Origin of the sequence: Acinetobacter sp. FDAARGOS_724, assembly GCF_013364475.1 — a bacterium.
GTDB classification, from domain to species: domain Bacteria; phylum Pseudomonadota; class Gammaproteobacteria; order Pseudomonadales; family Moraxellaceae; genus Acinetobacter; species Acinetobacter variabilis.
Genome location: NZ_CP054908.1, coordinates 440,921 through 463,421, shown reverse-complemented (window position 1 = coordinate 463,421; position 22,501 = coordinate 440,921). Strand labels below are relative to the sequence as shown.

26 protein-coding genes are annotated in these 22,501 nt (G+C 43.1%); 14 read left to right on the top strand and 12 right to left on the bottom strand.

The features are described from left to right. Positions 1–166: 166 nt before the first annotated feature. Both FOC32_RS03580 and FOC32_RS03575 read left to right on the top strand, forming a co-directional pair. Positions 167–1,195 carry a transposase gene (locus FOC32_RS03580; RefSeq protein WP_077067961.1) on the top strand — a complete coding sequence of 343 codons (1,029 nt, stop codon included), beginning with the start codon at positions 167–169 and terminating at the stop codon, positions 1,193–1,195. A gap of 51 nt (positions 1,196–1,246) precedes the next feature. Next, complete coding sequence (locus FOC32_RS03575; protein ID WP_175966373.1) at positions 1,247–1,867, top strand: LysE family transporter; 621 nt, start codon at positions 1,247–1,249, stop codon at positions 1,865–1,867. Between the two features lie 39 nt (positions 1,868–1,906). On the opposite strand, the gene FOC32_RS03570 is transcribed toward FOC32_RS03575, so the two are convergent. From FOC32_RS03570 to FOC32_RS03555, 4 genes are read right to left on the bottom strand one after another with little or no spacing between them, the layout of a single operon-like run. After that, on the bottom strand, positions 1,907–2,377 hold the full coding sequence (locus FOC32_RS03570) for a DUF523 domain-containing protein (protein ID WP_175966371.1): 471 nt from the start codon (positions 2,375–2,377) through the stop codon (positions 1,907–1,909). Between the two features lie 3 nt (positions 2,378–2,380). Continuing rightward, positions 2,381–3,181, bottom strand: coding sequence for a zinc ABC transporter permease subunit ZnuB (gene znuB, locus FOC32_RS03565; protein ID WP_175966369.1), 801 nt, complete (start codon positions 3,179–3,181; stop codon positions 2,381–2,383). 3 nt (positions 3,182–3,184) lie between these two features. Next, on the bottom strand, positions 3,185–3,967 hold the full coding sequence (gene znuC / locus FOC32_RS03560; protein ID WP_005233382.1) for a zinc ABC transporter ATP-binding protein ZnuC: 783 nt from the start codon (positions 3,965–3,967) through the stop codon (positions 3,185–3,187). After that, a complete protein-coding gene (locus FOC32_RS03555; protein ID WP_175966367.1) occupies positions 3,949–4,446 on the bottom strand; it encodes a transcriptional repressor in 498 nt (165 codons plus the stop codon). Before FOC32_RS03555 ends, znuC begins: the two co-directional genes overlap by 19 nt. A gap of 145 nt (positions 4,447–4,591) precedes the next feature. Between FOC32_RS03555 and FOC32_RS03550 the strand changes: the two genes are divergently transcribed. The 10 genes from FOC32_RS03550 to FOC32_RS03505 all read left to right on the top strand — a co-directional run bounded on the left by FOC32_RS03550 (position 4,592) and on the right by FOC32_RS03505 (position 12,786). Next, positions 4,592–5,431, top strand: a complete 840-nt coding sequence (locus tag FOC32_RS03550) for a metal ABC transporter solute-binding protein, Zn/Mn family (RefSeq protein WP_175966365.1) — start codon at positions 4,592–4,594, stop codon at positions 5,429–5,431. Between the two features lie 170 nt (positions 5,432–5,601). Next, on the top strand, positions 5,602–6,000 hold the full coding sequence (locus tag FOC32_RS03545; protein ID WP_004780700.1) for an ATP synthase subunit I: 399 nt from the start codon (positions 5,602–5,604) through the stop codon (positions 5,998–6,000). 104 nt (positions 6,001–6,104) lie between these two features. Beyond that, positions 6,105–6,980 carry a F0F1 ATP synthase subunit A gene (gene atpB / locus FOC32_RS03540; protein WP_004780701.1) on the top strand — a complete coding sequence of 292 codons (876 nt, stop codon included), beginning with the start codon at positions 6,105–6,107 and terminating at the stop codon, positions 6,978–6,980. A gap of 82 nt (positions 6,981–7,062) precedes the next feature. After that, positions 7,063–7,308, top strand: a complete 246-nt coding sequence (atpE, locus tag FOC32_RS03535; protein ID WP_000424060.1) for a F0F1 ATP synthase subunit C — start codon at positions 7,063–7,065, stop codon at positions 7,306–7,308. A gap of 39 nt (positions 7,309–7,347) precedes the next feature. After that, positions 7,348–7,818 carry a F0F1 ATP synthase subunit B gene (locus FOC32_RS03530; RefSeq protein ID WP_004780703.1) on the top strand — a complete coding sequence of 157 codons (471 nt, stop codon included), beginning with the start codon at positions 7,348–7,350 and terminating at the stop codon, positions 7,816–7,818. A 12-nt stretch (positions 7,819–7,830) separates the two neighbouring features. Continuing rightward, positions 7,831–8,367: a F0F1 ATP synthase subunit delta gene (locus FOC32_RS03525; RefSeq protein ID WP_004780705.1), complete on the top strand. Its 537-nt coding sequence runs from the start codon at positions 7,831–7,833 to the stop codon at positions 8,365–8,367. Between the two features lie 45 nt (positions 8,368–8,412). Then, a complete protein-coding gene (atpA, locus tag FOC32_RS03520; protein WP_004780707.1) occupies positions 8,413–9,957 on the top strand; it encodes a F0F1 ATP synthase subunit alpha in 1,545 nt (514 codons plus the stop codon). A gap of 88 nt (positions 9,958–10,045) precedes the next feature. Beyond that, on the top strand, positions 10,046–10,915 hold the full coding sequence (gene atpG, locus FOC32_RS03515) for a F0F1 ATP synthase subunit gamma (protein WP_004780708.1): 870 nt from the start codon (positions 10,046–10,048) through the stop codon (positions 10,913–10,915). 30 nt (positions 10,916–10,945) lie between these two features. After that, positions 10,946–12,340 (top strand): F0F1 ATP synthase subunit beta, encoded by a 1,395-nt coding sequence (gene atpD, locus FOC32_RS03510; RefSeq protein ID WP_004780710.1) that lies wholly within the window; start codon positions 10,946–10,948, stop codon positions 12,338–12,340. A 26-nt stretch (positions 12,341–12,366) separates the two neighbouring features. After that, positions 12,367–12,786: a F0F1 ATP synthase subunit epsilon gene (locus FOC32_RS03505; RefSeq protein ID WP_004780711.1), complete on the top strand. Its 420-nt coding sequence runs from the start codon at positions 12,367–12,369 to the stop codon at positions 12,784–12,786. Positions 12,787–12,838: 52 nt separating this feature from the next. On the opposite strand, the gene FOC32_RS03500 is transcribed toward FOC32_RS03505, so the two are convergent. After that, positions 12,839–13,474 (bottom strand): hypothetical protein, encoded by a 636-nt coding sequence (locus FOC32_RS03500; RefSeq protein WP_175966363.1) that lies wholly within the window; start codon positions 13,472–13,474, stop codon positions 12,839–12,841. 405 nt (positions 13,475–13,879) lie between these two features. Between FOC32_RS03500 and FOC32_RS03495 the strand changes: the two genes are divergently transcribed. Next, positions 13,880–15,256, top strand: a complete 1,377-nt coding sequence (locus FOC32_RS03495) for an NAD-dependent succinate-semialdehyde dehydrogenase (protein WP_175966361.1) — start codon at positions 13,880–13,882, stop codon at positions 15,254–15,256. Positions 15,257–15,324: 68 nt separating this feature from the next. Here the strand turns inward: FOC32_RS03495 and FOC32_RS03490 are convergent, their stop codons facing one another. From FOC32_RS03490 to FOC32_RS03475, 4 genes are all read right to left on the bottom strand, one after another. Then, on the bottom strand, positions 15,325–15,930 hold the full coding sequence (locus FOC32_RS03490; protein ID WP_175966359.1) for a hypothetical protein: 606 nt from the start codon (positions 15,928–15,930) through the stop codon (positions 15,325–15,327). 164 nt (positions 15,931–16,094) lie between these two features. After that, a complete protein-coding gene (locus FOC32_RS03485) occupies positions 16,095–16,472 on the bottom strand; it encodes an RcnB family protein (protein ID WP_104426930.1) in 378 nt (125 codons plus the stop codon). 208 nt (positions 16,473–16,680) lie between these two features. Beyond that, positions 16,681–17,226: a glutathione peroxidase gene (locus FOC32_RS03480; RefSeq protein ID WP_175966357.1), complete on the bottom strand. Its 546-nt coding sequence runs from the start codon at positions 17,224–17,226 to the stop codon at positions 16,681–16,683. A 173-nt stretch (positions 17,227–17,399) separates the two neighbouring features. After that, complete coding sequence (locus tag FOC32_RS03475) at positions 17,400–17,945, bottom strand: glutathione peroxidase (RefSeq protein WP_104426931.1); 546 nt, start codon at positions 17,943–17,945, stop codon at positions 17,400–17,402. A gap of 191 nt (positions 17,946–18,136) precedes the next feature. Here FOC32_RS03475 and FOC32_RS03470 point away from each other — a divergent pair, with 191 nt between their 5' ends. Next, a complete protein-coding gene (locus tag FOC32_RS03470) occupies positions 18,137–19,048 on the top strand; it encodes a DMT family transporter (protein ID WP_175966355.1) in 912 nt (303 codons plus the stop codon). Between the two features lie 398 nt (positions 19,049–19,446). Here the strand turns inward: FOC32_RS03470 and FOC32_RS03465 are convergent, their stop codons facing one another. From FOC32_RS03465 to FOC32_RS03455, 3 genes are read right to left on the bottom strand one after another with little or no spacing between them, the layout of a single operon-like run. Beyond that, complete coding sequence (locus tag FOC32_RS03465; protein WP_175966353.1) at positions 19,447–20,016, bottom strand: Sua5/YciO/YrdC/YwlC family protein; 570 nt, start codon at positions 20,014–20,016, stop codon at positions 19,447–19,449. A 40-nt stretch (positions 20,017–20,056) separates the two neighbouring features. Next, positions 20,057–21,196 carry a DNA-processing protein DprA gene (gene dprA / locus FOC32_RS03460; RefSeq protein WP_175966351.1) on the bottom strand — a complete coding sequence of 380 codons (1,140 nt, stop codon included), beginning with the start codon at positions 21,194–21,196 and terminating at the stop codon, positions 20,057–20,059. A 57-nt stretch (positions 21,197–21,253) separates the two neighbouring features. Next, entirely contained in the window at positions 21,254–22,408 is a 1,155-nt protein-coding gene (locus FOC32_RS03455) for a LysM peptidoglycan-binding domain-containing protein (protein ID WP_175966349.1), read from the bottom strand. Between the last annotated feature and the right edge of the window lie 93 nt (positions 22,409–22,501).

Here is a 22,501-nt window from a genome sequence, read left to right as displayed (position 1 = left end):
TTCTGTATCCAATCCTGCTATTGTGCCTGAAGCGCTATAGAGTGAATAGTATGCAGTCTGATGTTTAAGCAATTTTTTTGGCTGAAAATATTGGAAAAGTCATATAATTATAGGACTTACGCATTGAGGGATTTAAAAAAGTCTCAAACTACTTTATAACGTATCTGTGATCAGACGAACTAAACATGCTTCTACAGCAACTTGTACATTACCCATTTATATGGGCTTTCTCATGACAGAACCAAACTCTATTAGCTGCACACAACTTGCCGAGACTTATAATATCTCGCATGACAGTGTAAATCGCTTTTTGGAGCGTGAAGACTACACAGCTCGCGATCTATATCAAGAAGCAATTCAACACATTGATAATAATAAACTTATAGTCAGTATTGATGATACTGTTTTAGATAAGCCATATAGTCAACATATGGACTTAGTTAGCTATTTTTGGTCAGGTAAACACCACCGATCCGTCAAGGGTATTAATCTCATTACCTTGTATGCGACAGATCAACATGGCAAAAATATTCCAATTAATTTTCGAATTTATGATAAGTCAGAAAGTAAAACCAAGAATGATTACTTTATGGAGATGTTAAGTGAAGTACTCGATTGGGGTGCAAAGATTCAATTCATTACAGGTGATAGTTGGTATTCATCGACTGAAAATCTAAAAACCATAAGAAAACATGGTATTCGATTTATGTTTGGTGTCGACAGTAACCGTAAGGTTTCCCCTGAAAAAGGACAATGGTTTCAACTCCGTTTATTGCCGAATTTTCATCAGGGTCAAGTGGTCTGGCTCAAAGATGTTGGCTTTGTACAATTATTTAAGACTCAGTTAAAAGAACAGCAGAGATTTTATATTGTGCATCAAGATGAAGATGATTTATTGTCCTTTGATGGTTTTTATGAATTACATTCAAGTCATTGGAAAATAGAACAATATCATCGAGTAATTAAACAGGTTTGTCATATTGAAAAGTTTCAAGTAAGACGATCCAAGCTGATTTTGAATCATATTTTCTCAGCCTTGATGGCCTATGTTGAGATACAAAAGAACCAGTTTGAGCGGATCTTTGAAAATGTATATCGTTGGCAGAAGAAATTATTTAGACCAATTATCAAGAACTTTATTGATGAATTTATTCTCGATAAGAATCATCTGCTGCCACAGAAAATCTATAAATAATAGTGCGTAAGTCCTATAATTAGATCCTGAATTTGAATGAGTTAAATCTCCATGTCCTATCAAGTCTGGTTTGCTTATATGTTAGCTTGTTGGGTGATCAGTATTTCCCCAGGTGCGGGTGCTATTGCTTCGATGTCGAGCGGACTGAATTATGGCTTTCGACATGGATACTGGAATGCGCTCGGCCTGCAACTCGCCCTATTGGTTCAAATTGCCATTGTGGCTGCCGGGGCAGGGGTATTGTTCGCGACTACACCTTGGGCATTTCTTGCTGTGAAATGGTTTGGAGTTGCCTATTTATTGTATCTGGCCTTATTGCAGTGGAAAGCACCAGCGCAGTCGATTGAAATTAAACATGAACTCGCACGAAAATCAGCTGGAAAACTCGTCATCCACGGTTTTCTGGTCAATATGAGTAATCCCAAGGCAATTGTATTTTTGCTGGCAGTATTACCGCAATTTCTGGATTTATCTAAACCGCAATGGATTCAATATATGATTATGGCCGCGACTATGGTAACGATTGATCTGATTGTGATGGCAGGTTATACCGGCTTGGCTGCCAAGGTTCTGAGTCTTCTAAAATCGCCAAAACAGCAGAAAGTCATGAATCGAACTTTTGCCAGCTTGTTCGCTGGAGCTGCGTTTTTATTGAGTTTGGTGCATCAGTAGGGAAACCTCTTCTTAAAGGAGAGGGAATTTAACGATCTCTTAAAGAATCATCTGTAAAAATTCATCTTCAGTCATGACCTCAATATCATGCTGTTTAAATAATGCAGCCGTCACGCCATCACCCTGAATTTTATTTCCAGTAAATGAACCATCATAAATCAGCTTGCTGCCGCAAGATGGACTATTGGCTTTTAAGACAGCATGGGTGACTTGAAATTTCTGTGCTAGCTCCAAGGCAGCATAAGCTCCCTGTATAAAAGCAGTAGATACATCCTGTCCTTGAATATCTGTTACTTGAGCTAAACTTTTAAGAACTTCTAATCCTGTACCGCCTTGAATTTCTGCTGAGGGCCGGGGGATAGGCAAACCACCACTGACTTCAGGGCAAATTGTGACATATTGATCTGGTAGCAAATGATCGACCAACTCTTTTACCAGACAGTCGCGGCCATCATAACGGACCTTGTGTCCGAGCAAGCAGGCACTAATTAGATAAAATTTGCCTGCCATGTCTTAAGCCAGTTTTTTAAACTTCTGCAGAATAAAGATAGCAGCAAAAAATACTGACATGGTCAGCACAATGGTCAGACCTGTTGACATATTCAGACCTGCACTTGACCAGAGCCCGACTGTCACACCAATTTGTGCAATCACAAAAGCCCAGATCACCATTTGACGAGGAGAATTTGCCAGTAGGCGAGCCGTCAAAGCTGGAATCACCAGCAATGCACCCATCAAGAGTGAACCGACCGCACGTAATGCCAATACAGTAAACAATGCCAATAACAGCATAAAGATCAGACGTTGCAGTTTTGCATTCACCCCTTCACTGATCGCCATATCAGGATCAATGGCAATCTGGATCTGTGCCTGCCAGCTTTTATAAATCACAGCCAGTGCAACAATAATCACCACAGCAAAAGTCGGTAAATCATTCCAGGAAATCGTCAGCAAATCACCGAACAGATAACTCAGCAGTTCTGGTCTTAAACTTGGTAAATGTTGAATGAACAATAAGCCAGAACATAATAGGGTTGCTGAACATAATGCTAACAACGCGTCATTTGGGAGACGTGGGTCATGAAGTACCCATAAAATCGCCACCAATAGTAAGGCGATTAAGGTGACACCAGTCCATAATGGCAAACTGAGTGCACCAGCAATCGCAACACCGAGCAAAGTGCCATGTGCCATCGTATCTGCAAAGAAAGACATACGACGCCATAGCATCAGACAGCCGAGTGGTGCGGTCAGGAACACCAAGAGTGTTCCCATAATCCATGCAGGTAATAGGAGAGATAACCAATCCATCATGGCTTAAGCTTCCGGCTCGGGGTGAATGTGGGGGCGTGAATCGTGCTGGCATGGTGTGGCTGAATCACCATGCGCACAATGGTCATGATGATGCTGGTAGAACACCCGGTTGGTACCAAAAATGGCTTGATATTCTGGATGCTGCTGTACGCTTTCTGGCAGGCCGCTACAGCAGATATGTTTATTCAGGCATACCACACGATGCGTACCTTGCATCACCCATTGCAGGTCATGTGATACCATTAAAATGGCACAGCCATATTTTTCCGGCAGGCTACGCACATATTCATACAGTTCAGCCTCAGACTGAATATCTAGACCCTGCATCGGTTCATCCAGTACCAGAATATCCGGCTGACGTAATAAGGCACGAGCCAATAGGACGCGTTGACGTTCACCGCCAGAAAGCTGTTGAACTTTGGAATTTTCCAGCTTGGCAATGCCGGTATCACGGATAATTTCAGCTTTAATAGCTGATGGGCATTTTTCTAGCGCCAGCAGATCTTTGACACGTAGCGGTAAACTATGTGAAGGATTGAATTTTTGTGGCACATAAGAGAACTTCAGCTTGCGCGCCGTTTTGATTTCACCTGATTTCGGTTTGACGATCCCAAGCATGACCTTTATAAGGGTCGACTTACCGGCACCGTTCGGCCCAATCAGCGTAACAATCTCTTTCTCCTGCAAAGAGAAATCAATGGCCTTTAAAATGTCACGATCATCAATATTGACCCAGATCTTGGAAAGCTGGATCAAGGGTGATGCATTCAAGCTTTGTTGCGACACTGCTGACAGATTCCTGAAATTTCGATAATGCTGTGGTGTGCACTAAAATCGTCTGAAGCCGCCAAGGCATCCAGTTGTTCTAATAAACCTTGTGCAGATGCTTCTTTTACGGCTTTACATTCAGTACAAATCAAGAATGCCGCCTGATGGCCTTCACGCGGATGGCAGCAGGGAATATAGGCATTAATAGAGGTCAGGCGGTGAATAAAGCCTTTTTCTAATAAAAAGTCGAGTGTACGGTACACCGTTGGTGGGGCAGCAGGACGGTCGCTGGTATTTTTCATTTGTGCCAGCAGATCATACGCACCCATCGGGCCGCTTGCATTCAGAATCAGTTCCAGTACCTCTTTGCGTAAAGGAGTGAGGCGTGCGCCACTTGCCGCACAAAGACTCTCTGCTTCGGCCAGACGCTGCGCGACATTTGGATGGTCGTGTACGCCGTGCAATGCATTGTGGTGTTCGTGCGAACATGAACCCATAGTTCACCTCAGGTGCGAAACTGAAAATTAAAAGATTTCAAATCTTAACATGAAGCGTCCAGAGTTTCGATTGGGCATAGGTATTTTTGTAATTTTGTTATATTATAACACTATCAAATTTGTCCTTATATAGCGATTTCTCTTCATGTTCCGTTTCCTTGCCCTGTGTAGCCTGGCTTTGTTCAGCACCCTAAGCTGGTCGCAAAATCTGGTGGTTTCAACGCAGCCGATTTATCTGATTGCCAAGACCATTACTCAAGGCGTGGAACAGCCGACTTTATTATTGGCCAATCAAACTGGTCATGATGTCAGCCTGACCCCGGCACACCGGAAAACGATTCAGGATGCTGGTCTGGTGATCTGGTTAGGGCAGGCACATGAAGCACCGTTGGCAAAAGTGTTGAACAATAACAATAAAAGTATCGCGATTTTAGATTCGGGTATTCTGACCACTTTGCCAATGCGTAATCCACGTGGGCAAGCCTTAAAAGATACTGTCGATACCCATGTCTGGCTCGATCCTAACAATGCAGTACGTATCGGTTTCTTTATTGCAGCCCTACGTTCTCAGCAACTGCCTGAGCATCGGGAGGCCTATTGGAAAAATGCGCGTGACTTTGCCCAAACCATGTTTTTGACTGCACAGCGTTATAGTTCTACAAGTAAAGCTCAACCTTATTGGTCCTATCATGATGCCTATCAATATCTGGAACGCCCATTGAACCTGAAGTTCATGGGGGCTTTGACGGATGATCCACATGTGTCACCAACCGTGGCGCAGATCAAGTATCTGCAAGACAGTCGTGTGCAGAGCAAAATGTGTCTGCTGGCAGAAGCACATGCTGGTGAAAGTCAGTACCTTAAACTGAAACCGATTGTATTCCAGAGTGTCGATGAAAGCATGAGTGGGGCAGGGGACTTTATCCAGGCCTGGCAGAAATTGGCCGAGCAAACCCGTAAATGTGTGTTAAATGCCCATCAATGATTTAAAAATAATCAAGTTTTGATTAGTTTGCCAGCATTTGATCTGTTGAAAAAAACACGACTAAGGTCGGGAAAAGATTGCATGTTCAGGGGTGTAACTCTATAATGCCTGCGATTAAAAATAATCATCAGCTAAACTTGTCAAGCATGCTTGCTGTGAGTGAATAAATAATGAGCCGAACTAGTCGCTTGATTGACCGACGATTAGCGAAAGCTTTAGTCCTCTTACAAGCATTAATGATTCCTGTTTCAGCCTTGATTGGCTGGGTCGTGAAAGACTCAACCTTAGCCTTGAGTGCCGCTTTGGGGGCGTTCGTCTGCTGGCTTGCGAGTTGTTATTTTTCATGGCAATCATTTCGAGCGGCAGGAGCCCGGGCATCTAAGCAGGTTCTTTCGAACATGTATAAAGGCCTGATGGGCAAGTTTGCAATTGTGATTGTTGGTTTCATTTTAATTTTAAGCAATGTCAAGCCGTTATCCCCGGTTGCGTTGTTTTGTGGTTTTATGCTCGTTCAAGCCATGTCGTGGGTCGCTCCTTTTTGGGTGTCACGTCTACAAAAACGAGTTTAAACACAACAAAAAATTGAAAAGTTTTTTTAGGAGCAGGCGAGATATCAAGCAGCACGCGATATTCGTTTGTTCTATAGTTTTTTGACATTGACCAGGTGTGATTTATGGCTGCTGAAGAACATGCCCTTACTTCGACCGAGTATATCAAGCATCACTTGACCAATATGACCTATGGCAAAATGCCAGACGGTACATGGAAATTGGCCGAGAATGGTGCTGAAGCTCAACAGATGGGGTTCACTGCTATTCACTTGGATTCAATGGGTTGGTCAATCGGCCTCGGTATCATTTTCTGCTTGTTATTCTGGCTCGTAGCGAAAGCTGCAAACTCTGGTGTTCCTACCAAGTTCCAGTCTGCAATCGAAATGATTATCGAGTTTGTTGACTCAAGTGTACGCGATACCTTCCATGGTAAATCGCGTTTGATCGCTCCACTAGCGCTAACCATCTTCGTGTGGATTTTCCTCATGAACTTGATGGACCTTATCCCGGTTGACTGGATTCCTTATGTCGCTCAACACGTGATTGGTGGCCTGTTTGGTATTGATCCACACCACGTATACTTCAAGATCGTTCCATCTACTGACCCTAACATTACCCTTGGTATGTCATTGTCTGTATTTGCACTTATCTTGTTCTACAGCATCCGTGAAAAAGGTGTTGGCGGCTTCGTTGGTGAACTAGCACTTAACCCATTTAACCCAAGTAACCCAGTTGCAAAAGCGATTCTTATTCCAGTGAACTTGATTCTGGAATTGGTAACCTTCCTTGCACGTCCAGTTTCATTGGCTCTACGACTATTCGGTAACATGTATGCGGGTGAGTTAATCTTCATTCTTATCGCGTTATTACCGTTCTGGATCCAGTGGGCGTTATCTGTGCCTTGGGCGATCTTCCACATTCTTGTTATTACGCTACAAGCATTCATTTTCATGATGCTGACTATCGTATACTTGAGCATGGCAAGCGAAAAGCATTAATGGTATTGCCTAACTGTCACGGGATGGTTGGGCACAATTTTTTAACTTAATTTGGTATAAACCTAACCTCTGAGGAATTATCATGGAACTCACTTTAGGTCTAGTTGCAATTGCATCTGCTATCTTGATCGCTTTCGGTGCTTTAGGTACTGCGATTGGTTTTGGTCTTCTAGGCGGCCGTTTCCTTGAAGCTGTAGCTCGTCAACCAGAATTGGCTCCACAACTTCAAACTCGTATGTTCTTAATCGCGGGTCTTCTTGATGCTGTGCCTATGATCGGTGTTGGTATTGGCTTGTTCTTCATCTTCGCTAATCCATTTGTAGGTTAATCAGCTTAATTCCGAAATTCACTATTTGAGGAATTTGCAATGAATATCAACCTCACATTGTTTGGCCAAGCGATTGCGTTTGCGATTTTCGTCGCATTCTGCATGAAGTTTGTATGGCCACCACTAATCAATGCGATTAGTGAACGTCAGCGTAAAATCGCTGATGGCTTAAATGCTGCTGAAAAAGCGAAGGCTGACCTTGCAGATGCGCAAGCACAAGTGAAAGCTGAACTGGACGCGGCAAAAGCACAAGCGGCTCAATTGATCGAACAAGCGAACCGTCGTGCAGCGCAATTGGTCGAAGAAGCTCGTACTCAAGCGTCAGCTGAAGGTGAGCGTATTCGTCAACAAGCTAAAGAAGCTGTTGATACTGAAATCAATGCTGCTCGCGAAGAATTACGTCAACAAGTGGCTGCTCTTGCAGTTGCTGGTGCTGAGAAAATTCTTAGCCAGCAAGTTGACGCAGAAGCTCACAATGCCATGCTGACTCAGCTGGCTGCTAAACTTTAAGAGAGGCGGATTATGGCTGAACTCTTGACGTTGGCACGCCCTTACGCTAAAGCAGCATTTGCTTACGCTTCTGAGCAAGGTACAGCTGACTCTTGGTCAACTGCACTTGAATTGCTCAGTGCTGCGGTGCAAGACGAAGCATTTTCAGCTTATCTAAATCGCCCTGAGTTGACACCTGCTGAGCAGGTGGCACTTTTTGCTAAAGTTTTAGGCGAAGACCAAACGCCTGCAGTGTCAAACTTTTTGACTATGCTTGCTGAAAATGCACGTTTGGCTTTGCTTCCTGAAATCGCTGCAGAATATGAACAGCTCAAATCACAGAATAACAATACTGTGGATGTTGTAATTGAATCAGCATTCCCATTGACTTCTGTACAGGAACAACTTCTTACTCATGCGTTAGAGAAAAAATTCAATGCAGCAGTAAATGTTTCTGTAGAAGTTAACCCGGCGTTAATCGCGGGTGTGGTTATTCGTGCAGGCGACCAAGTGATAGATGATTCTGCGCTTAATAAGCTTGAAAAAATGCGTACTCGTCTTCTAGCTTAATTGCAATAAGAAGACTGAACTTTAAAAAGATTGAGGTATAGCGCAATGCAACAACTGAATCCATCCGAGATCAGTGCGCTCATTAAACAGCGTATCGGCGATCTGGACACCAGCGCGACCGCTAAAAACGAAGGTACCATTGTTATGGTATCCGACGGTATTGTGCGCATTCACGGCCTTGCTGATGCAATGTACGGTGAAATGATCGAATTCGACGGCGGCTTATACGGTATGGCACTGAACCTAGAACAGGATTCAGTGGGCGTCGTTGTTTTAGGTAACTACTTAAGCCTTCAAGAAGGTCAAAAAGCTCGTTGTACAGGTCGTGTATTAGAAGTTCCGGTTGGTCCTGAACTTCTTGGCCGTGTCGTAGACGCTTTGGGTAACCCAATTGATGGTAAAGGCCCTATTGATGCAAAACTTTCTGATGCTGTTGAAAAAGTAGCACCAGGCGTAATTTGGCGTCAATCAGTGGATCAACCTGTACAAACTGGTTATAAATCAGTAGATACAATGATCCCAGTAGGCCGTGGTCAACGTGAGTTGATCATTGGTGACCGTCAGACTGGTAAAACAGCTATGGCGATCGACGCGATCATCGCTCAGAAAAACTCTGGCATTAAATGTATCTACGTTGCAGTTGGTCAAAAACAATCAACTATCGCAAACGTAGTGCGTAAGCTAGAAGAAACTGGCGCTATGGCGTATACAACTGTTGTAGCAGCAGCTGCAGCCGATCCAGCAGCAATGCTGTTCTTGGCTCCATACTCTGGCTGTACAATGGGTGAATACTTCCGTGACCGCGGTGAAGACGCTCTGATCATCTATGATGACTTGTCTAAACAAGCTGTTGCGTATCGTCAAATTTCATTGCTTCTTCGTCGTCCACCAGGTCGTGAAGCTTATCCAGGTGACGTGTTCTATCTACATTCACGTCTACTTGAACGTGCTTCTCGTGTATCTGCTGACTACGTTGAGAAATTCACTAACGGTGAAGTTAAAGGCCAAACTGGTTCATTAACTGCATTGCCGATTATTGAAACTCAAGCAGGTGACGTATCTGCATTCGTACCAACCAATGTAATTTCGATTACTGATGGTCAGATCTTCCTTGAAACATCATTGTTCAACGCAGGTATTCGTCCTGCTGTGAACGCGGGTATCTCTGTATCTCGTGTTGGTGGTTCTGCGCAGACTAAAGTCATCAAGAAATTGTCTGGTGGTATCCGTACTGCACTTGCACAGTACCGTGAATTGGCAGCGTTTGCTCAGTTCGCTTCTGACCTTGACGAAGCAACTCGTAAACAGCTTGAACACGGTCAACGCGTAACTGAGTTGATGAAGCAAAAACAATATGCTCCATACTCAATCGCTGACCAAGCTGTATCAGTTTATGCATCTAACGAAGGCTACATGGCTGACGTAGAAGTTAAGAAAATCGTGGACTTTGATGCTGCGTTAATTGCTTACTTCCGTTCAGAACATGCTGCATTAATGCAAAAAATTGACGAGACTGGTGCTTGGGATAAAGATATCGAAGCTGAATTCAAAGCCGGTATTGAAAAATTCAAAGCGACTCAAACTTACTAATTTAGCAACTTGCTAGATTGGTGTTGGTTTGGTTCACGGAATCAACCTTCGAGGGCTCGAAAGGGCCTTCGAATACTAGGTTAAGCGTATGGCAAATTTAAAAGAAATTCGCGCCAAAGTAGCTAGTATCAAAAGCACGCAGAAAATTACTCGCGCGATGCAGATGGTAGCAGCTTCTAAGATGCGTCGTGCGCAAGAGCGCATGGCTCAAGGCCGTCCGTATGCCGAAAATATGCACCGTGTAATTGCTCACTTGGTTCAAGCGAATCCTGAATACAAACACCGTTATATGGTTGAACGTCCTGTAAAGCGCGTTGGCTATATCATCGTGTCATCAGATCGCGGACTTGCTGGTGGTTTGAACATTAACCTGTTCAAGAAAGTGGTAAAACACGTTCAACAGCAACAAGAGCAGTCAATTGAAGTTCAATTTGCTTTGATTGGTCAAAAAGCGGTTTCGTTTTTTAAAAACTACGGCGGTAAAGTACTTGGTGCGACCACTCAAGTGGGCGACACTCCAAGTCTTGAACAGTTATCTGGTTCTGTACAGGTGATGTTAGACGCTTATGATAAAGGCGAGTTAGATCGTATTTATCTGGTTTCTAACGGCTTTGTCAACGCCATGACTCAAAACCAAAAGATCGAACAGCTTGTTCCTTTGGCAGCTGCTGAAGAAGACAAGACGCTTAACCGTCAATACGGTTGGGACTACATCTACGAGCCTGAAGCTGAAGAGCTTTTAAATGGCTTGTTGGTTCGTTACATCGAGTCTGTGGTGTATCAAGGTGTGATCGAAAACATCGCGTGTGAGCAGTCTGCTCGTATGGTTGCAATGAAAGCTGCAACTGATAACGCGGGTGAGTTGATCAAGAACCTGCAACTTATTTATAACAAGCTGCGTCAAGCCGCGATTACTCAGGAAATTTCTGAGATCGTTGGTGGTGCCGCTGCCGTTTAACATATATTAGTTTGAATTGAGGAGACAGCAATGAGTAGCGGTCGTATCATTCAGATCATCGGCGCGGTTATCGACGTCGAGTTTGAACGTAACAGCGTTCCTAAGATCTATGACGCTCTCCAAGTTGACGGTACTGAAACTACATTAGAAGTTCAGCAACAACTTGGTGATGGCGTAGTTCGTACTATTGCAATGGGTTCTACTGAAGGCCTTAAGCGTGGTTTGAACGTAACTAACACTAACGCTCCGATTTCTGTACCAGTAGGTACAGCGACTCTTGGCCGTATCATGGACGTTCTTGGTCGCCCGATCGACGAAGCTGGTCCTGTTGCGACTGAAGAGCGTTTACCAATTCACCGTCAAGCGCCTTCTTATGCAGAACAAGCGGCTTCTACTGACCTTCTAGAAACTGGTATTAAAGTCATCGACTTACTATGCCCGTTCGCGAAAGGTGGTAAAGTTGGTCTGTTCGGTGGTGCCGGTGTTGGTAAAACTGTAAACATGATGGAGTTGATCAACAACATCGCGAAAGCTCACTCAGGTTTATCTGTGTTTGCTGGTGTTGGTGAGCGTACCCGTGAAGGTAATGACTTCTATCACGAAATGAAAGACTCTAACGTTCTAGACAAAGTAGCAATGGTCTACGGTCAGATGAACGAGCCACCAGGTAACCGTTTACGCGTAGCGTTGACTGGTCTGACTATGGCTGAGTACTTCCGTGATCAAAAAGACGAAAACGGTAAAGGCCGTGACGTACTATTGTTCGTCGACAACATCTACCGTTATACACTAGCGGGTACTGAAGTATCAGCACTTCTAGGCCGTATGCCATCTGCAGTAGGTTACCAACCGACTCTTGCAGAAGAGATGGGTGTTCTTCAAGAACGTATTACATCGACTAAGTCTGGTTCTATTACGTCAATCCAAGCGGTATACGTACCTGCCGATGACTTAACAGATCCATCGCCTGCAACTACGTTCGCTCACTTGGACGCAACTGTTGTATTGAGCCGTGACATCGCTTCTCAAGGTATTTACCCTGCGATCGATCCACTTGACTCTACTTCACGTCAGCTAGATCCACTTGTAGTTGGTACTGAGCATTACGAAATTGCTCGTTCAGTTCAAAACGTTCTTCAACGTTATAAAGAATTGAAAGACATTATCGCAATTCTTGGTATGGACGAATTGTCAGAAGAAGACAAACTTACTGTATACCGTGCACGTAAGATCCAACGTTTCTTCTCTCAACCGTTCCACGTAGCTGAAGTGTTTACTGGTGCTCCTGGTAAACTTGTACCGCTTAAAGAAACGATTCGTGGCTTTAAAGGTCTTTTAGCTGGTGAATACGATCACATCCCAGAACAAGCGTTCTACATGGTTGGTGGTATTGACGAAGTGATTGCTAAAGCTGAGAAACTTTAATTAGTTCCCTAATTTAGGAGATTCTCATGGCGACTATGCAATGTGACGTTGTAAGTGTTCAAGAGTCTTTGTACTCAGGCACTGTAACTATGCTAATTGCTAAAGGTGCTGGCGGTGAGTTAGGTATTATGCCTGGTCACGCTCCGCTGGTAACTTTGCTCCAACCTGGCGCGATCCGCGTTATTTTGGAAAACGGTACAGAAGAATTAATCTATGTATCTGGTGGTGTTCTAGAAGTTCAACCGCATGTTGTTACGGTTCTTGCTGATACAGCAGTCCGTGCAGAAAACTTGGATGAAGCTGCAATTATTGAAGCGCGTAAACACGCTGAACAATTGCTAGCAAATCAAAAGAGCGATTTGGACTCTGCTGCTGCTTTGGCTGCTCTTGCAGAAACTGCTGCTCAGCTGGAAACGATCCGCAAAATCAAAAACCGTGCAATGTAATTGCTGGTTTAAGATTGAAAAAACCACCCTTTTGGGTGGTTTTTTTATGGGTTTAATTTTTTCTATGTTTATGTTGATAAATATTCTCATAGAAAAAGATTAAGTCTTTTGATCTACCATAATTATTGCCAGTACCGAATGTTGCAACAACATATAAAAAACCAAATCTTTCTAATTCAGATGCTGAAAAATTACATTCTTCATTTTTAAGGTGATAATTTTTATTAGTTTTATTTTTTTCAAAGGCTACATATGCCTTTTCTAAGCCTTCTAATAAAAAAGAAGTGAAGTGAGGAATAATATGAGCATATCTGAGAAAATTTGCTCTATTAATTTCATTTACATCATATAAAAGAGCAAGTCGAGCAAGCATTTTGGATTGATGCACTAAATAAGTTTTATCTAATGCATTGAGTAGCTCACCACCTATTTCTAAGTTATTTTGATCCTTGAAGATTTTTAGTAATGTGCCTGATGCCAAGCTTTCGCCTTCTTTTATAAATTCTAGGATATTTTTCAGTTTTTGCTTTTCGTTATAATTCCTAAAAGCTTGATAAATTGCTAAACCTGATGATGCTATTGGAAAAGCTTTTACAATTTCTTGAAAAATAGTATCGGTCGTTTCTAAAACTGCATTATCAAAATAGTTTTCTGCTGTTTGAATGATAGTAGATGTTATTTGATTCATGATTAATTTTCTTTTATCCGCTATATAGATAATGTACTACATACCTGAAAATTTGAAATTTATATTATTTAGGCATCGCCTTAGAACAGCTGATTTGGATTGTTTGATTTAACTAGGAATTTTTGGAAGTATGAATGTTGAAAGTATCAGTTTTAGTATTTCTGGTTCTTAAATAACTTTCACTTTGTACCACTCGATATAACTTTTACCTGCGCTGCGTAATCTTTTGAACCAATCTGTAAGCAAAGTCATAGTCAGAAAAAAACAATGCTAAGTTGATATGGCGTCTTTAAGCTTTCCAGATTTATTCAGTAAAAAGCTTCACGGTTCTACTACCTCTGTCACGACGCGAATCACGTTGTTATCCATTTATAAAAATTGAATTGGCCAAGCAGGGATCTAATTATGAGTTATCAATCCATTAACCCCTTTAATAACCAGAAATTAAAAGATTATCCGTCACATACTGATCAAGATATCCAGAATGCTTTGGATACCGCAGAAAAAATCCTGAAGTCGGATTGGATTCAACAAGTAGATACCCGGATTGAGGTACTTCGTAAACTGGCAAACAATATGCGGGAACGTAAGTCAGAACTGGCTAAAATCATGACGCTGGATATGGGTAAGCTGATCAAGCAGAGTGAAGGTGAAATCGAAACCTGCGCCAAAATTGCTGAATACTATGCTGATCATGCCAAAGAGTTTTTAGCGCCAGTTTCTTATGAAACGGAACTGGGAGAAGCTTGGGTAGAACATCATCCCTTAGGAATTATTATGGCGGTAGAGCCTTGGAACTTCCCATTCTATCAATTGATGCGTGTCTTTGCCCCCAACTGCGCAATTGGTAACCCTGTGGTAGCCAAGCATGCCAGCATCGTTCCGCAATGTGCTGAAGCCTTTGAACGGTTGATTCTTGATGCAGGCGCACCGAAAGGTGTGTGGACTAATCTGTTTATCAGTAGTGATCAGGTCGCAGATATTATCGCAGATCCACGTGTACAAGGCGTTGCTCTTACGGGATCAGAAGGTGCAGGGCGTGCAGTAGCGGGGCAGGCCGGTAAACATGTCACCAAATCCACATTAGAATTGGGTGGTAATGATGTATTCATTGTGCTGGATGATGCTGATCTGGAAAAAGCGATCAAAATTGGCTGTCAGGCACGCGTTAATAACACGGGGCAAGTTTGTACAGCAGCTAAACGTTTTATCCTGCATGAGAAAATTGCAGAACAATTTAAAGCGGGCATGCTCGAGGTCTTTGAAGGCTTAAAAATTGGTGATCCATTGGATTCTGAAACTACTCTTGGCCCACTGTCTTCAGCAGATGCGTTGGAAAAACTGACTAAGCAGGTGGATAAAGCTGTAGAGAATGGCGCGAAAGTTTTGACTGGTGGTAAGCCTTATGAACATGAAGGTAATTTCTATCAGCCAACTATTCTGGAAAATATCAGCCGTGATAATCCGGCTTGGTATGAAGAATTCTTTGGCCCGGTCGCTCAAATTTATGTGGCAAAAGATGAAGATGAAATTGTATCGATTGCCAATGATTCCAATTATGGTCTTGGTGGCGTCATTCATTCACAAAATATTGAGCGGGCGAAAAAGCTGGCTTCACGTGTAGAAACTGGCATGATGTGGATTAACTGGTATACCGATACTGCGCCAGAGCTGCCATTTGGCGGAATCAAAAATTCAGGTTATGGTCATGAACTTTCAATTGATGGTTTCAAGGAATTTGTGCAGAAACGATTGGTAGTGGTAAAAAGCCCAAAAAAATAATATTTAATTTTTAAAATAAAGAAGCCACTTAAACAGTGGCTTCTTTTTGAACGAGATATCAACGTAAATCAGGTGTTTTCTGGTTCAGCTTCTGATGAAGCGTCTTTATCTGAGTTTTGAATCAGCATGCCTGCCAGTTTAAGCATTTCAGCTTGCACACTGACCATCTGGCTTTCAATTTTCTTTAAATCAACCTGACTGAAATCGACTTGGCCATTCAGTAAAGGAGAAGCCAGAACCTGTTGATTGGCACTCATGATATTGCTACGTACCTGATCAATTTCCTGACTTTTTAAATTCAATTCACCTAAGGCCTGATTAAAGCCTGTCAACTGTTGTTGTAACTTGCCTGCTGTAGCTTGCAGTTGCTGGGTATCTTTAGTATCTACCGCAATTTGCAGATCAATTTGGGTCTGTTTTAACTGTTCAACATAACTGCCCGCCTTGAATTGCAGATCGGCCACATCACGCACCATATAAAACATATTGCCAGACTTCAGCTCTGTTTGCGCAGTCGTCGTACGATCACTTTGCTGTACAGGTTTAAGATCAGTAGAAAGTGTACTTTGTTCTTGCTCGACCGGTGCTTCGGTCGCCTGTTCACAGCCCATTAATAAAATGCCTGAGCTAAATAATGCAAAAGGAAGAAGAGCATTTACAAGAATCTTGGACATGAAATCGTGGTCTCGGTGCAGGTGGTTCTAAGGCATGACTATAAGAATAAAATGTGGAGATAAAAAAGATTGTTGCAAAGTAATAACAAATATTTTGAATACAAATGATTAAGACATTAAAAAAGAGTGCCGAAGCACTCTTTTTTCACCGAGGAGGATAAAACTTATCCTGCAATAATTTTGATAATGTTATGGCTCATCACATTGGTCAGGATATAGTCACCATTCACTTTGATCCATTGCTGGTTTTTACCAGGTTTGCTGAGTCTTTTGTATTTGCTGTGGTCTACCTTGTACACTTTGCTCTGAAACTGAGCCGGTACTTTTTGACCTACACGCCAATCGCGTGAAGGATCTACTTTCTTATGTACCTGTTTATGCTGTTGATCGTGTGCAGGGGCTTTATGCTGTGCATGCTGCTGAACATGCGTTTTTTGTGGCTGATGGTGTTGCGAGTGATGCTCTGGAGCTGCAGCAAAAGCTGAAGTCGCCACAAGTGCACTAGATAATGAAAATATGACTGCTTTTACTAAGTTTTTCATGTTTTGAACCTATCGTTATCTCTCTTGGGATAACTGCATATTAGGCTCAACTCATTGATAAATATGGAATGAAGTGTTGTAGAAAAATAAAAATTAAGCGTAAATCATGGAGATTTTAGAGCCAAGTAAATCTGGTCTTAAGTATTTGATTTTAAAATAAATAATAATTATCTATTCTTGAAATAGATACTTACATTACTGTTACAAATCATTTAGCCAATTCTGCATTAATTGCATCTCGCAAGCGAGCATCATCTGCCGGAATATTGGGTGCAAAACGCGCGACCACTTCGCCTTGCTTGTTGACCAGGAATTTTTCAAAGTTCCATAGCACTTCTGGTAATTCATTTGGCGTATTGCCAAAACTTTTCAGGCGCTCTGCAAAATCTTCGCCGCCTGTACGTTGCGGCTGAGCTTGGGTCAGATAATGGTAAAGAGGATGCTGATCTTCACCCACGACAGAGATCTTGGAGAATAGCGGGAAATCCACATTATAGTTCAAACTGCAGAACTGCTGAATTTCCTCATCTGTGCCCGGTTCCTGACCTTTAAAGTTATTCGCAGGAAAAGCCAGAATTTCCAGTCCTTCGGTTTTTTTCTCATTATAAAGTTTTTGCAGTCCTTCATATTGTGGGGTTAAACCACATTTCGATGCGACATTCACAATCAGCAGGACTTTGTCCTGATAATCGGACAAAGTCGTATTTTTTCCAGTAACGGTTTTTACCGGAATCTCATAAATGGACTGACTCATATTGTTTTGCTCGAATTGTTATGGAAATAGACTCATGTTTTATCGGGTCTGGGCGGTTTCAGTAAACATAAATTTTAGATAAGTTTTTGAAAAAATATGAAATTCAATGTTCATGCCTATGAGCCAGGTCGGCTAAACTGGTCATCAGTTGCAACCGACCTATTTAAAAAGACTTATTTAGCAAGCTCAGCATTGATTGCATCCAGCAGGCGTGAATCATCTGCCGTGATATCCGGTGCAAAACGTGCAACGACTTCACCCTGTTTGTTCACCAGGAACTTTTCAAAGTTCCAGAGGACTTCAGGTGGTTCATTTGGAGTCAGGCCATAGTCGACCAGGTCTTTCCACCACGGACCTTCACCGATACGTTCTGGCACAGCTTGAGTCAAAGTAGCATACAAAGGATGTTTAGCTTCACCCACGACCGGAATTTTAGCAAACAGCGGGAAATCCACCTGATAGTTCAGGGAACAGAATTCCTGAATTTCCTTTTCACTTCCAGGTTCCTGTTCCAGAAAATCATTGGAAGGGAAGCCTAAAATTTCCAGTCCTTCGGCTTTTTTATCATCATAAAGTTTTTGCAGGCCTTCGTATTGTGGAGTGAGGCCACATTTTGATGCCACATTTACCAACAGCAAGACTTTGCCTTGATACTGGTTCAGCGTCGTGTCCGTTCCTTGAATCGTTTTTACCGGAATGTCATACACAGAAGTGCTCATCAGATTTCCTTTTTATTAAATGAATAAGGGCTATTTGTTTTAACGGGTATTTAAATATAGTACAAGTCGGAATCAGTGAAATGCTTACTTGCCGGCTACAAATAGCATTAATTTTAGTTGAAAAATCAATTATGCTTAGGCACTTGCCAAGAAGGCATAGATTAACAATAGATAGAGACAAGGATGAAGTTATGACGCAGCAGCAAAAAACAATGTGGTGGGCCATGCTGCTTCCATTGACTGCGGTCCTGATCTGGTCACTGAATATTGTCGTGACCCGCTATGTGACGGACTTTATTTCGCCGGTGAGCATCAGTTTTTATCGCTGGTTTTTTGCCTTTCTGATTCTGACCCCGTTTATTCTGCCGCGAGTGATTCGTGAACGTGCCCTGATCGTACCGCATCTGAAACAGCTGGCAGTGCTGAGTGCCTTTGGTCTGGTGCTGTATCAGGGCCTGGCGTATACCGCCGCACATTACACCACCGCCACCAATATGGGCATTATTAATGCCTTTATTCCAATTTTCACCATTTTTGTGTCGATGCTGATTCTGCGCGATATCCCGAATCGCTATGCGATTATTGGCAGTCTGTTGTCCTTTGCCGGGCTGATCTATGTGATGGGGCAGGGTAATCCGTGGGGGCTGCTGCATGCTGGCGGCCAGTGGGGTGATCTGCTGATGATTATTGCCGTATTTTTCTATGCCTTTTACGGGGTCTTTCTGAAAAAATGGCAGCTGCAGATTCCGCTCATGCTGAGCCTGTATGTGCAGATTCTATTTGCATTGCTGTATCACCTGCCGTTTGTGGCCTGGTTGGGTCTAGATGTCATTAATCTGGCCAATGCTGGCAGCGTCATCTACGCCAGTATTTTCCCGTCACTGATTGCACCTTTGCTGTGGATGATGGCGATTCAGCGTCTGGGGCCGAACCGTACCAGTATCTTTATGAACCTGATGCCGGTATTTACTGCTTTAATTGCCTTGGTCTGGTTAAAAGAGGCCTGGACCATTTATCACAGTACTGGTGGGGCGATTATTCTGTTCGGCATTGTACTGGCCCAGAAAAAAACCATGGCGCCGGTGCTGCTAAAAGCCAAATAATTGCCTAAAAAACGAACAAACAAACTTAGTTTTTTTGCTTGAATGATCTCGTAAATAAAGACAAATAGACTTTAGTCGAGGATGGGAGGTTTTAGGTTCTTTAAAAAGCACTTTAAAAAGAGCAAGATAATTTGAATTTTTTTAAAATAATGATTGATTAATCATAGGTTTAAGCTGCTTTTTAAGAGCTAAAATATATTTGTTTTTTTTAAACTGTTCGCCCATAATACGCTCCATCGCAGATCAGCAACTGTTGCTGAAATGTCCAGAGATTTCGATACCCTCTGGATGTGATTGATACACATCCTTTTTTATGCTCAACCATCCCTATATGGTTGAGCTTTTTTTTTATCTTAAAACTTTAGTCGACTTGAAAAGAAAAATGACTGAGCAAAGGCTCAGTCACGAATAATTTCACCTGTTACGGCATCAATAATCCGGCTTGGTTTCTGGCTCAGTCCCAGATCACCATTCAGATAATTCAGATCCTGACCAAAATAACGCATGGCATCTTGCAGGGAACGTGCAGGTTCTAAGCCGGCAGGATTGACACTGGTTGAAACAATAAAACCGCCAAAAGCCTGACACAAGGCTACACAAAGAGGATGAGTGGTCACGCGCACTGCCACTTTAAGGTGTTTGCCTTTAATCCAGCCTGGAATATCGTCATTGGCAGGGAGTAGCCAGGTGGTCGCCCGGTCTGTAGGTCGATCATTACTCCACGACTCAATTACTTTTTCACGCATTTCTTCACTTAGATCCTGAAGTAAATGTTCCACTTGTGAAATATGAGCTGCGAGTAAAATCACGCCTTTTTCAATCGGGCGCTGTTTTAAGGTTAAAATCTGGTGAAATGCCTGCTCATTATAGGGGTCGCAACCTAAGCCCCAAACAGCCTCTGTAGGGTATGCCAAGACCTGTCCAGCTTTGAGACATTTAGCTGCTTCGGCAACAGAGGTGGTGATCATGTGTATACCTTATCAAAACAAGAAGTGTCTATTGTGAACCTTATTTATGCGGACGACAACGTAGATACATGCCGGCTTGCTGGGTGCAAAAGCCAAGTAGCTCCAGTTCCATCAATTGACCGGTGAGAGAAGAAACATCCTGTTGCAGATGATGACTGAGATGATCCAGATCCTGTCCGACCCAGTCCAGCTGGTTATAAAGTCTGAGCAAATGGGGCGGTATGTGTGTAGGAAGTTCATCCGCCATGTCATGTTGTACTTCATTTTGTAAGGCTTGCCATTGGGTTGCCAGAGCCAGTTCTTCAATCACCTGTTGCGGGTGATCAATCAGAATCGCGCCTTCACGAATCAGCTGATGGCAACCTTTATGATATTCACTATAAATATGTCCCGGAATGGCAAATACAGTCTTGCCTTGTTCGGCAGCCAGTTTGGCCGTAATCAGAGAGCCGCTTTTTAAGGTCGCTTCAGCCACAATGACCCCGAGACTTAAGCCACTGACAATCCTGTTACGCCGTGGAAAGTGATGCTGCAACGGTGGGGTTTCTGGTAGAAACTCGGTAATGACGGCACCACCATGCGCAATAATCTCCTGGCGCAATTGTGCATGTTGAGAAGGGTAGGTCTGATCCAGTCCGGTTCCCATCACCGCAATGGTTCCCTGATGTTTTAATCCTGCCCGATGAGCAGCTTCATCTATGCCTTGTGCTAATCCACTATTAATATAGAAACCCTGTTCACTCAAATAAAAGGAAAAATCATAAGCTACTTGCCGGCCATGAGGACTAGGCTTGCGACTTCCCACAACTGCAATTTGGGCTTGTAGCAGGGTATCCGGCTGACCTTGGCCAAAAATAATCGGTGGTTTGTCTACATAGTGGCTGAGTTGCTGCGGATAGTGCAGATCATGGTAGAGTAGAACAAAATCACTATCTCGCTGAACTTTTTCCAGACAGCGCTGAAATTTCTGTTGTGATTCTGGAAGCGAGAAGTCTTTTAAGCGTTGGACATGATTGGCATGAATGCCAAGCGCCTGCCAGGTAGGCACCTGATCAGGCTGTATGGCTGTGGTCAGACTTGAATAATGCTGACTGATTTTATAGAAGCTCGAAAGAGAATGCTGAACCAGATACCATAACGTCAGTGTTTCCAGTTGCACGCGTGATAAAGAGTTCAGCATATCGAGACCTATACGTGTGTCTTCTTATTCTTTCAGTTGTAAAGTTAGATCAATCTATTATTCATCTAGCAATGGCGCTTGAATATTGGCACCCACCTTGATAGGTAACTCACTTTCCAGCACATAAGCATAGCTCAGCTGGTCAAAAGTTTTAAAGACCATCACATTGCCAATGCGCTCACCTGGAAGCTGTACGCGCTCTTTGGTTTTCGGATCAGTCACGACTTCACCTTTCTGGTTTACGCTAAAGACATGACCAGTCTGAACCCCATGTGCCGTACCACGGTCAATCGTCACGACACTATGACGTGCTGCTGTACCAATTGAACCCAGTACACGCACAATCTGACCACCAGCAACCGTATTTTCTGCATTCACTGGATAGAACAGGGTAGGCAACATCGGATCGTATTCAGGTAATACACGGTCACCACGACGCACTTCGGCATTGTAGCTATCTGTCAATTCCAGCGTGGTGACATCACCTTCGCCACGTACTGCGATTCCGGAAGCAACCTGTTGCAGCTCTAGAGCAGCCGTGTATTTCTTGCCATTGGCATCGGTAAAGACATAAGGGTCTGCCTCACGATACACCGCATAACGCTGGCCAACCACCAGACCATTGCCGCGTGCATAGACCTTCTGGCCTTTACCGGCCAGTACGCGCTGGTCTGCAGTGCCGAGAATGTAAGGCGTACCTTGAACTGAATCAGCTGCCACTATGGTATAGCGTTCCAACCATTGCTGGATATGCGCTAATGGAATCACTGGAATCGTATTATTTAAAGATTCAACGCGAACCTGTGGTTGTAATGAAGTACTACCGATATAACGACTGATGATACCTTCACAGCCATCACCTTCGTCTTTACCGATAATTGGACGACCTTGATAGTCACACATCAACAGGCGGTCACCTGGAAAAATCCAATGTGGATTTTTCACGTGCTTGTTACTGGCCCAGATTTCTGGCCAACGCACCGGATTTTTTAAGAAACGTTTTGAAATATCCCACAATGTATCGCCTTTTTTGACCACGTAGACATTAGGCGCACTGGCTTTTAAAGCAGGTGGATTGACGTTGCGGGCAGGAGCTGCCTCGGCTGAATACATTGTCCCCATACTCACTCCGACACAAACTGCCAGTGCGAGCATTTGATTTTTTAACCCCAAGGCACTAGAAAATGGCATGCCCTTCAAAACCTTTTTCATTATCATAATTCCTAAAATTATGTGCGTAATTGCGTTATAATAACGATCTTACACACATTTTTTTGATGAAGCATTCCCTTCATTTGGTTTTTT